Genomic DNA, 10775 nt, shown 5'->3' on the forward strand with positions numbered 1-10775 from the left:
CCCTAATCCTGGTTGTGGTTGGCGATTGCAGTCTCAGTCCATGTAATAGGCGGAGTGGACGGTGGTATATGTCCTGAGTTAAACAGCGTGTTTAAGACATCAAGAGCAGCGAATATGCCTTGTGGAACATAAGACACCGTTACGCTATAGGACGCTTGACCAGCCGAAGGGAATACGATGGATGTATTAGAGATGTTCACCACGCTTGATAAGTCAAGCTTCTGCGATTCTAGTTGGAACGTCGTGTTAGCAACGGACGTTGCCTGGCCTTGATTTACACCGTCGGTGAACGCAGTTCCACCAGGTTGCGTACCTATCGTATAACTTGCTTGAGTCGAGGCACTTGTAGCTGCCGCTTCCGCTGCGTCGTACACAATAGCATGAGCCTGGGCTAGCTTATAAGAATCGACGATAAACCACATCACAAGAAGTGATATCGGTATAGCAAATAATACATATGTTGTTGAGTCCTCCAAATCACCCCGCAATCGTCTAATAAGCTTGAGCCTGGAAAGTAACTTGCTCACCATTTGCCAATGTCACCTCCCCTGACGAATCACTCGAATCATTAGCATTCACTTGAATTTCATTCGAGGAAACTTGGGATGTACCGGAGAGACCCGAGCCACTCACGGTTGCCCCGCTCAAATTTTGACCAAAGATGTCAATAATGTACGCCCCGTCGCTCGTTTGCATCATGACGGCCGTAACTGTACCTGAACTACTTGTCTTGGCCCAAGTGACTCCTAGATCGTCACTCGTGGCCAAAGCGTTTGCTATTTGACCTTGAGGACCATAGTAGGCTACATAGTCTTGCGATGATGAGGACCCACTATTTACGCTCTGAGACACGCTTTCACCGCTTGCAGACCATATAAGATATTGGCCAGTAGTTGCATCGTATATACCGATCCCGTTTGTCCCATCTCCTGGTGTCCCCGATGATGCTGTTATCGTTACAGCGGTCCCAATGGACGGCGTGGTGTTACTAGCCGAGATCGACGCACTATACTGAGTCGTTCCTGTGGTATTAGCAACAAAGTAATATGTGTTTGAACCGTTTGACGTTGAGACTGTAACGTACATGTCATCGCCGGGGTTAATGCGCTCTGTCCCCTTACCGTAGTTCTGAATTCCCGATAGCTCAATTTGCGTGTCATTCCAAGAGGCGTATGTGACCGCAAGTCCACTTTGCGGACTACCTGCGTCCCACCCCTGCGTGACGTCTGCAATGACAAAGAAGGTACCAGTTACTGTCCCTGGTACACCATTTGGGGCACTCCCAAAACCGGTGCCGTTTACCGTAAGGGAGAAGTTTGTGCCCGCGGCTTGAAGCGAGACACTCGATATATTAACCGAACTTGGGGGAGCCGACTGAAGGACTGCATTTAACCCGTTCTGAGGATAATCCAGGCTTTGTATCGTAGTCCTCGTAATCGGTATAGTTCCACCTATTCCCAGATAGTGCCCTATTCCACCAAACACAGGCATGTGGTAAGTAACGGATACCTCCACCTCCTGATTGGCATTGAGAGATCGTGTCACTATGTCAGTGTTTGGATTAAATAACGTTGTACCGTCCTGTGTTGTCGGTAATGATTCAGAGATGTTCTGTACAATCTCGTTCGTTAGACTCGATGGGTCTGCGGTAACAGCAGCAATCATGCGCCCATTGTTTGCTGCATCCTGTACAAGAGCTGCGTCATGGGCATACTGGATAAGAAATAGGACAAATGGTAGGAGAATAAGCGTAATAACTGTCCACCACCAACGGGTAATTAGGGTAATCATTGCAAATAAGTCACCCCACTTTCATCCTGAGCGCTCAGCATGTATGTTCGGCTAAACCTGAGTGGGATCGTTGGCCCGGTCATACCAATGAAATTCAGAAACGGTGCAAAAATTGGCTGATTATACACTAATGTCAGTGTTTCCTCACCGTTACTTACGTCTGTCGTTATCAACATGTCGTAGTCACTTTCAAACAATATCCTTCCATTCATCTGCGTCGGTAAATTTGAGCCAACTTCCTCGTTCGCCATATCCAATAAGGTTTGGGTATCCCCACCTTGTATTGCTACCTGCTCAGCATTAAATAACACGGTGTCCATGGTGGACACCGTGTGCGCGAAAGGAAGCCCTAAGACGAAGACAACGCAAATGACAATAATCCAAAGGCCAATGAGCCATACTTTTGTCCAAAATTCTTCATCCATAAGGCACCGCCCGTTTAATCCGTGTAGTCTGAAATATTGAAGTTTGATGAGACTGTATTGACGCTCGAAGACATGTTGTCACGCACCAGATGGAATACTTGCGGCCCAATGAACATTACGATCCCAACAACTACAACAACAAAAATCCAACCACGACCTGTAATTTCTTCAAGACTCCCCCGGAAGGACATTTTTGTAGACTTCTCTTTTACACGTTTGGCCTGACGTTTACTCCACTCTTTTACTACTTGCAGTTTTTCCACGGCTCTACGCTCCTCATTGTGTATACGAATAAAAATTAAGCTGACTTGATGTGGTACTTACAGAGTTCGATGTGGAAGTTCGAATAAACTGAATCACTGGTGGGCCAACAAATACTAGCACAAGAAGTATGGCGGCCAGCATGACCCATGTGCGTCCCGACAGTTCCTCAAGACTGCCGCGCAACTTCTTAAACATGAAGTGCATTTGAAAACATCCCCCAGATGTAACACATGGTTAAGAGGATCAGGGGACTAATGAAGAATCCCATAAACCTCATATACACACCTTGCTTATGACGAGCCTGTGCTTTGGTCATTCTTAAATGCTCTTGGTGTGTAATGTTGTCTAGGATGTTCGTCAGACTCTTGGATAAGTCAGCTTTCCTCTTTGACGTCCGTCGAAGTTCGTCGGCGACCATTTCTAATTCCTCGCTCGGTGACGCTTCAGCAAGAATGTTCATCACTTCGTCGAACGTAAGTCCTTGTTGCATGAGTGGCTCGGCATCCGAAAATAATTCTTGCATACGATTCTCGACATGCCGTTTAATCAAACGCACCGCTTGCAAATTGGTACAGCCGCCTTCAACATAAATTCTCAATAGCAATATCACAGTAAAAATCTGATTTTGAATATCGCGTTTCGCACGCTGAATGCGCGTTCTCATTTCTAAAATGGGATATCCAAAAGCTATGGCACCAAAAATCAATGAAATTAGATTCTTACCTGTGATAGCGTGTATCAGCACGACTGTGACAACACCGAATATCCACTGCTGAGTCTCCACTTGCATCGGTGTCCGCTTCGACCCTGATTGACGCAGCCACTTTTCGTACGTCGAATGAAACCGTCCGAGTGGCGTACGTGGATTCTCAGTCTCTGATGGTTTTCTCGGTCGTTCGAATGCCCTGGTCGTTGCTACCCGAATCTGTTTTCGCGCCATAGTCCCACTTAGTATCCAGAGAAGCCCGGCTAAGACAACTAAGGAACCTACTAAGCACGAAGCAATCTCAATCACCTCCTCCCTTCACTTTTTGCTAGCACCATTGCTACAATCTTGCTAGCAAGTTACTGGCTAGCATTCTAGAGTCGTGGTGAAGACCACTGTCTGTGAATATTATTCTGGGGCGTTTTTGTAACGTAATTTGTGACGAAAACGCTCCAGTTTAAACTTCTTTGGTTTTTACAACTTGTGAAATTCCCACAAAATAACTCACGAGTAAAATAAAGAAACCAACTTGAGCCACGCCATGCACATGCATAAGTGGCCAAGCAAACACAACCGCCACTACTGCTGCTAAAAACAGTCCCATTGCCACCATGCGATACATAGAGACAGATGCCGCAATTTCGTTTTGCGTCTTTACTTTTTCCGATAAAAGTTTGTGAATGACAGCCCAAACTTCCGTTAATCGAGCGTTCCACTGAGAGCCTTCAATCGTAACAGTAGATAACAACTCAAACTCTTTTAAACCAAGAGTCTGAGCACGAATTTTCATCGCCTTACCAACGTCCATCCCAGGAACCCGCCCGAGTTCATTGATGTATCGGAATTCCCTACGAATAACTGGGGATTTTGCTTCTTGCTCAATTTCTTGACACAGCTCGTGCAACGAGCTACTTTTCAAAACGTGCATCCCTGGTTCAATGACGTCCACCAAAAGGCGTTTTCGAAGTTTAACCACGTATCGAGAAGAAAGTTCCCCTACAATTTGTCTGGGGAAGAGCAATAGTAAGAATGCGACCGTCAATGAAATGGTAATCGGTATTCGCATAACTTCGTGTGTGAACAGAACCAACATAAACAGGCCAACTATTGCGTATTTCCCGTACTTCCGAACGGGTAGCGTTACACCGATACGATTAAGTTGAGTTTGCAAGTTGTCGAGGTAACGCTGCCAATACGACGTCCGTTTACCGAGCATGACGACGTTTCCGAAGAACTGCCTCGTTTGGGTCAAAACTCGCCGGCGTTCCGTTCTCTTTGCTTCACCGAGTAACCAAACAGCAACCAGGATTAAGATAGAGACACCGACCGCGGCAGTCATTCGATTGATTCCTCCCCAGGGCTGAGAAGCTCTTCCGGGATCACTACGTCATACTTATAGGCTCGTTCAATCATGCGCTCAGAAAGACCATGGAAGATTACCTTGTTTGAACTATACTTGCGCTCGAAGACTGGACGCCAATCAACACCATTGTCATTTGCTCCGAGAACTTCCCCGATTTCTGTGACAAGCGGCTTATTGTGAACTAGCTCGACACTGATTAGCTGTTGGAAACAAGTTGCAAACAGGTCAAATGCGTACGCTTCACTCGGTCGATCAGGAGACGACTTAAGCATATTGATATAAGCTTTAATCATCTTGCGTATTGTTTCTGCGTGTATTGTTGTCGAAAACAGGCCCGATGTCATCATCGCGACATCACTTGCCCGCATTGCTGTAAATCCGTCGCGCATCTCACCAACGAGTGTGTTTTGTGAGTTCAAACGCTTTACGTCAAATAGGTTTCTCCCAATCGTTATCTCGCCTTTGTCTTCACCGTTGGCTTCCTGCGTGTATAATCTCAGAAAGAAACCGCCTCGAATTTTTGCATCGGGTGTGTCCTCCAGCATTGCAGTTAATTCGTTTTGAGGAAGGTACTCCATAATGGCGTTTTGCAAAGTACTCTTCCCTGCACCCGTTGGTCCACCTATAAGAAATGATTCGCGAATACGGGCAAGAAACTCAAAATATAGCCGCATTCGTGAAGTGAACATTCCGGTCATCATCAGTTCTTCGAGTGAAAACGCGCGTCCAAATCGTCGTATACAAAGAATCGGCTCATTTTGAAACAGGACGTACTCGCCATTTATCCATGTTGAGAAGCCGCACGCTTTGTCTCTGTATATCAATCTCGATCCGTCTGGAAAGATTGCATTCGTAGAGGCAGCTGAAAGGTCGAGGCGATATTCAGTTCCAAGCTTTCTTTCGATGTACCGTCTCAGTTCATCGTGAGATTCGAAGTGAATACGTTCCCCACTTTGATTGACAAACCAATCATTTTGACCGTATTCGCGATACATAATCCCATACTTTCCGAATACCCAGATGTCAGTAACATCGGGACGGCTTGCGTCCATAAGCGGTTGCAGAATGCCGTGGTGATACATGTGAATAGCCACTTGTTCAATTGCATCCCTGACATTAACCGCCAAACGCTCCACATCACCTTGCTGTATTGCCTTTGCGAGCCTTGCCTTTGTCTCCGCCTCCGTTGGTGCTTGACGAAGAAAATCAATGTCTTTGTTGTATATGAAATCGAGTAAAATTTTCACCTGCTGCTCCATAAGATTTCCGTCACCAATCTTACGTTCTTGATAGTTCTGACGGATGTTTCTTGATTCATCAACGACACGTTGTAAACTCCTAGAGCTATTTCTTTGAATTTGAGCCAGTACTTCTTCAGGATTTTCGATTGCCATGTGTTCCACCTCCGAGGTTTCATTTCGTTTTTGAACTTGGCAGTGACTGAAGAACCGTTGTGCCAGCCTGTTTCTGATTCGACAACCCTTGTGTGGCTTGAGACGTTGCCGCTTGAACGGCTGTCGATGAATTCGATGTAGTTGGCGTGATTTGAACGGCCTGCGCGGTTTGTACTTGTCCATCGCCCTGCTGTGATGCGGTCTGATTAATCATGAGTACCTGGACATTACTATTGGCCAAATTTTGTGCCATCGACAAATACGTTGTTTCAGGTAAAGTCAAGATTAACGTCATATTCTGGTTTTGATTGTTCGATTGATTATTCGGAACTGAATCGAAGCCTGTATTATTCAGGACAAGAACGTGATCAGCATGTAGTGTCGTCCCGTTTTGACCTTGTTCAACTAAATCCACATACGTGTCAGGCTGAATGTACTGGTCCATAGATCCCTGTTTGTATGAGATAGGAAACGTCACATTGGATGTGCCCGTGATGTTATTGACGAGCCCCTGTAATGAATTACTCGAACTTATCATTTGTGGGCGAACCTGCTCGTCAGGCAAAATAGTCATACTCGTCAGGTGTCCAACAATCTGCGAGGGGTTTAAGATCGCGTCCTTCTGCACTGCTTTCACAGGAATTTGTATCTTCGTCACGTCGGCAGCACTCACTTTGGTAAACGGTGGAATGGTTCGTGTTGCAACTACAACCGATTGGGTTCTCTGTGCTGCATATACCGCATAACCCGCAACCACCGCTGCACCGATGATTGCGAGCCCTGCCATGCTGCGAAGAACACTAGAGGTTTTCAAGCCTTACACCTCTTTTCCTACAGGCGTTTTGCGTTTACTTGAGCCAAAAAGCCATTCAAAGACACCTTTTTTCGGCTTGTACAGAGCTGGCAGATTCGTAACTGGTATAGTCAAATCGAGTTGCTGTTCAAGCCATGGGACCATTGCTTTAGCTGAAGCCGCAGCCGGTTTTTCAAGGACAATTGCCTTGTGCTGATTCCGATACCTTTGAAATAACGGGTCTTCTGGGATTAAAAATACATGCTCGACGCCTAACTGTTTACGGACTTCCTCAATTTCAATCTCTCGATTTTTCCCGATATACGCACGCCCAAGCATAATGACCATTTTGTCCGTGGTCGTCCCACCGATGAGTGGATGAGTTGCACTCTGTATAGATTTCTTAAACTCGACGTATTGCATTTGGTCGTAGAGGCCGAACATGTATAACTTGTCCGCCTTTTGCATCAGATCCAGTGTTGTGTCTTCCCATGTAGACGGCATGTCAAACAAAATCAGATCGAAGTACGGCCGTGTTTGCTCAAGAATCCATCGGAACTCTTCCCGGCGAATCATTTCTTCACGGGACGCGGCTGTAATCATGTAGAAGCCATACTTTTCATGAAGTTCGATATTGTCGAAGACAGCACGTTCGGATAAGCCCTCAGGATTTTGTCGCATAAGATTTGTCCAGTGATGGGTCGTTAAATCTTGTTGCGAACCTGCGAGATAACCGAACAGACCTTTTGGATCCAAATCCACAACAAGCGTTTTACATCCTTCTTCGGCCGCATACGCTGCGAAATTGTAAAGTACACCCGTTTTTCCTGATCCCCCACCAAAATTGCGTAGAGATAAGAAACCGAGAATGTGTGCGCCTTTGACCGGTGGGCGAATAACTGAAGGCATCGCAACAGTTTTTACCACATGTTCCTCTTTTGATGTGGATACCGTCTTCTCTTGTGTCGCAGCCACTTGGTCCGCCTCTTTTAACTCAACTGGCTCTTTGTTTGTAGAAACATGATCTTTAACGTACGACAGCAGACTCTTCATTGTCACCATATCCTGTAACATTGGATATTTACGCCGCAATGACACAGTGACGCGCTCAGCAACCATGCAAACAGATAGACCCCATTCTTGCAGTTCGCGCACGGCTTCTGGGGTCGTTGCTTCATCGACAATAACCAGTTCAGGGGTCATTCCGGCTACTTCCCGCATGGTGCGACAATGCTCAACCTTATATCCTTTCAACTGATTCATTCGAGATGACGCATGAATTGAATCATCCAACAAGAGAATCTGCATGCCCTACTCCCCCTTCTATGTGGGTCACCAATTTACGAATCGCCGTTTGAACACCCGTAGAATGAAGAATCACCGGTTGTCCTTGGACCACTGCAAGAGATTGCTCAGGCTCGTATGGCACAAACACGACCTTTGCATTTGGCCAGTAATCCTCAAACTCAGCTTCGTCAATGGGCAAACGCGTTGGCGCCATATTAACGACCACAATATCTGCCGGAAGACTTTCAAGGTATCTGCAACGATGTAAATCTGTATTGGTCACAAGTACTCGAACTGTTTCCTGTGCAAACGAGTGATTAACTGATGCCAGGTAGTCTTGAAGAGCCATGTCATAAACTGCCACACCCGGAATGTGCGTAATGGTTTCCGTGACTGCTCGCAAGGAAATGGCTTCGTCTCCAAAAGGGTTACGCGTGTAGACGCGCAGGTTCCCGTCCTCAATGGCTGGAAGTACAGGTTCTGATAATGTTGCTTTCGCCTCATCTGCATCGCTTACGCCGTACCAGGTTGTCAGGCATGGGCGTAAACCTGCTTCCACATAGTTAACATGATTAGCCTGTGACAGTCGTTTCGCTACCTGGAGTCCGATAAACGTACTGCCTGCGCCGGAAGCTCCCGAAACCACGATTGTCCTTGTTGGTACCGTAGTTCGTTCTTCCTTTTGTTGTACTGCTACGTGGCTTATGTGCTGAAATACTGGATTTTTGGCACTGCTGTCAGTACTTTCTCCTCCCTCTTCTACAAACGCCATGTCCAGCCATTTGCGAGCCCCATCGATGGTAAGTTCCGTGATGAAATAACACGTCACTCCAAGTTTAGAGAGAGCGTCTTTAAACTCGTCTGTTTCCCGAACCGCCGCAATGTAGTACATTTTCAGTCCGATTTGAATAAACTGTTGAAGCTGTTGGATGATATACTCATCTGTTTTATCCTCAAATCGCATGTCACTAGATATAGCGCGTTGCCCCTTCAACGTCTCTACTTGTTGTTGTGCAAGTTCGTTTTGACTCGCGAGCCGTATACCATGCTTTTCTTCAAGCGGGGCGATTATATCTTTCATTTCTGGCAAGGCTGAGATGTCGTAGATAACCTTCACTGTTCACCATTCCTTTCTGTTAGTTAGTGGACAAACATACAAATGCTGTGCACCCTCGCTTCGACCGCGAAAAAGGAATAACGCTTCTTGTTCGTCGACATCTACCGATTCAAGATCCTCAATGTGGAACATCTTCGCCCACTTGGAAATCTCAATATCTGTTTCGTCATCCGTTAAAACAATCTGAGTATGAAATGATTCCATGTGTTCCATCGGAAATGCCTGAAAACGTTCCGCAGCGAGCCATACACCGTGCTTGCGATCCATAAGACGTTTAAGCGCTTCATATAGTGCAGTGCGGTCGTCTGTACTCAGTGCTCGATTAGCACCAAGATAAACTACGACAACGTGCTTGAGGGCCGGAATTTCTGTTTTGAGTACATAAATTTCGTCCAAGGCATTGAGTAGAGTTGTAAGATTACGTGTTCGAATGATCACCGGTGAGGTGATTTGTTGTATAGCGTTTCTCTCAATTTGTGACCAACCATCACCAATAATATGGGGTTGCCCCATCATGCCGGTGGAACTCATATCGAGAACAAGAAATTTCCAGCCAAGCGATGTGAACATCTCGATCTGCTTGCGCAACCAAGGTCCTTTATAAGGATTCTCCTCCGAGCCAACGAGAAACAGATTTTCACCTTTTGCATGTCGATAATAAACATCGGCTTCTCCGTAGGTCGGATTGAGGGGGGTTTTGGATTGCGGCATGTGTCGTACACCATTCCTCTCTTAATGTCTGACTCAAGAGTGACATGGGAGACGAATGAATTTTGCTACAAATGCGTGATGAGGGGACATTATTCTTGCTATAAAGAAGGTTGGTTTCAGCACGTGAACTGAAGTGTAAACGGTGTGCGTTAAGTCTTAAAAAATGGGTTCACTCATCGATCAATAGGAGACAATTAACCCGGTAATTGAAAGTGTGTCATGTCCACCATCAACGCCAAAAATCTCACATTTTATATTCGTAATATTCTAACCCTAAATTTCGACAACATTTTAATTTTCATCATGATATAAATCACTTAGTTGGTTCCGTATATATCCAACAAATCATAAAACAGGGGAGATTTATTTAAAATGCTAAAGAAAACTACTGTTAGCATTGTTTCAGGGTTAGCAATTATTTTAAGTACATCTGTTCCAGTCTTCGCGGATACAACATCTAATCAATCAACTGAAGGAAATACGGTAACCACCAAAATAACGATACCTGTAACTGTTTCAACATCGTCAGGAATTCAATCTGATGCATCTGTAACAGGAGATGCTGGAACAGCTACATTAACTATGTTCAACGGCGGTAGTAGAACGCAAATCGATGCTAACTGGCAATTAAAATCGACGGTGGGGCAGATCGAATGGGAAGATGTAACGGTTACATTGAGTAACGGACAATCCCAAAATTATGATGGCCCTGGTCCGATTATAAAATCAACTGCATCTGGTCAGTTCACATTCTCTGGTTTGAAACCAGGAACCAAATACTCAGGGACATTATCTGGTTGGATTGAAACAGACGAAATAGATACAGCTACCATTGGACCGGTTACAGACTACGCGACAACATTATCCTAAAGAACAAATTCCGACGACGTTACACATCGCCTCTCCTCTTCTATTTGTCCTGGA

Annotated in this window: 12 protein-coding genes; 1 reads left to right on the plus strand and 11 read right to left on the minus strand. The window is 45.5% G+C overall.

Features of this window, described 5'->3' with window-relative positions; translation table 11 throughout:
• Nucleotides 1-2: 2 nt before the first annotated feature.
• The 11 genes from J3482_RS15390 to J3482_RS15440 form a co-directional block, all read right to left on the minus strand.
• Nucleotides 3-530, minus strand: coding sequence for a hypothetical protein (locus tag J3482_RS15390; protein WP_021296023.1), 528 nt, complete (start codon nucleotides 528-530; stop codon nucleotides 3-5).
• Nucleotides 493-1791, minus strand: a complete 1299-nt coding sequence (locus J3482_RS15395) for a hypothetical protein (protein WP_021296024.1) — start codon at nucleotides 1789-1791, stop codon at nucleotides 493-495. The genes J3482_RS15390 and J3482_RS15395 overlap by 38 nt, the downstream gene beginning before the upstream one ends.
• On the minus strand, nucleotides 1788-2216 hold the full coding sequence (locus tag J3482_RS15400; RefSeq protein WP_021296025.1) for a hypothetical protein: 429 nt from the start codon (nucleotides 2214-2216) through the stop codon (nucleotides 1788-1790). The genes J3482_RS15395 and J3482_RS15400 overlap by 4 nt, the downstream gene beginning before the upstream one ends.
• 14 nt (nucleotides 2217-2230) lie before the next feature.
• Complete coding sequence (locus J3482_RS15405; RefSeq protein ID WP_021296026.1) at nucleotides 2231-2479, minus strand: hypothetical protein; 249 nt, start codon at nucleotides 2477-2479, stop codon at nucleotides 2231-2233.
• A 188-nt stretch (nucleotides 2480-2667) separates the two neighbouring features.
• The gene (locus J3482_RS21600; RefSeq protein ID WP_152498758.1) at nucleotides 2668-3495 is read right to left on the minus strand and encodes a type II secretion system F family protein; all 828 of its coding nucleotides are present in this window, start codon (nucleotides 3493-3495) and stop codon (nucleotides 2668-2670) included.
• A gap of 148 nt (nucleotides 3496-3643) precedes the next feature.
• A complete protein-coding gene (locus J3482_RS15415; protein ID WP_206922675.1) occupies nucleotides 3644-4525 on the minus strand; it encodes a hypothetical protein in 882 nt (293 codons plus the stop codon).
• Complete coding sequence (locus tag J3482_RS15420) at nucleotides 4522-5943, minus strand: ATPase, T2SS/T4P/T4SS family (protein WP_206922676.1); 1422 nt, start codon at nucleotides 5941-5943, stop codon at nucleotides 4522-4524. The genes J3482_RS15415 and J3482_RS15420 overlap by 4 nt, the downstream gene beginning before the upstream one ends.
• A 19-nt stretch (nucleotides 5944-5962) precedes the next feature.
• The gene (locus J3482_RS15425; protein WP_021296030.1) at nucleotides 5963-6757 is read right to left on the minus strand and encodes an SAF domain-containing protein; all 795 of its coding nucleotides are present in this window, start codon (nucleotides 6755-6757) and stop codon (nucleotides 5963-5965) included.
• A 3-nt stretch (nucleotides 6758-6760) separates the two neighbouring features.
• Nucleotides 6761-8044, minus strand: a complete 1284-nt coding sequence (locus J3482_RS15430) for an AAA family ATPase (RefSeq protein WP_206922677.1) — start codon at nucleotides 8042-8044, stop codon at nucleotides 6761-6763.
• Nucleotides 8022-9140, minus strand: coding sequence for a CpaE/TadZ family protein (locus J3482_RS15435; RefSeq protein WP_206922678.1), 1119 nt, complete (start codon nucleotides 9138-9140; stop codon nucleotides 8022-8024). Before J3482_RS15435 ends, J3482_RS15430 begins: the two co-directional genes overlap by 23 nt.
• Nucleotides 9141-9143: 3 nt before the next feature.
• Nucleotides 9144-9851, minus strand: a complete 708-nt coding sequence (locus J3482_RS15440) for a hypothetical protein (protein ID WP_021296033.1) — start codon at nucleotides 9849-9851, stop codon at nucleotides 9144-9146.
• Between the two features lie 372 nt (nucleotides 9852-10223).
• Here J3482_RS15440 and J3482_RS15445 point away from each other — a divergent pair, with 372 nt between their 5' ends.
• Nucleotides 10224-10721 (plus strand): hypothetical protein, encoded by a 498-nt coding sequence (locus J3482_RS15445; RefSeq protein WP_206922679.1) that lies wholly within the window; start codon nucleotides 10224-10226, stop codon nucleotides 10719-10721.
• Nucleotides 10722-10775 lie beyond the last annotated feature (54 nt).

Source organism: Alicyclobacillus suci, from assembly GCF_017329615.1.
GTDB lineage: Bacteria > Bacillota > Bacilli > Alicyclobacillales > Alicyclobacillaceae > Alicyclobacillus > Alicyclobacillus suci.

Coding starts and splice junctions, on each gene's coding strand:
- J3482_RS15390 (WP_021296023.1), bottom strand. CDS start 530: ATGGTGAGCAAGTTACTTTCCAGGCTCAAGCTTATTAGACGATTGCGG.
- J3482_RS15395 (WP_021296024.1), bottom strand. CDS start 1,791: ATGATTACCCTAATTACCCGTTGGTGGTGGACAGTTATTACGCTTATT.
- J3482_RS15400 (WP_021296025.1), bottom strand. CDS start 2,216: ATGGATGAAGAATTTTGGACAAAAGTATGGCTCATTGGCCTTTGGATT.
- J3482_RS15415 (WP_206922675.1), bottom strand. CDS start 4,525: ATGACTGCCGCGGTCGGTGTCTCTATCTTAATCCTGGTTGCTGTTTGG.
- J3482_RS15420 (WP_206922676.1), bottom strand. CDS start 5,943: ATGGCAATCGAAAATCCTGAAGAAGTACTGGCTCAAATTCAAAGAAAT.
- J3482_RS15430 (WP_206922677.1), bottom strand. CDS start 8,044: ATGCAGATTCTCTTGTTGGATGATTCAATTCATGCGTCATCTCGAATG.
- J3482_RS15440 (WP_021296033.1), bottom strand. CDS start 9,851: ATGCCGCAATCCAAAACCCCCCTCAATCCGACCTACGGAGAAGCCGAT.
- J3482_RS15445 (WP_206922679.1), top strand. CDS start 10,224: ATGCTAAAGAAAACTACTGTTAGCATTGTTTCAGGGTTAGCAATTATT.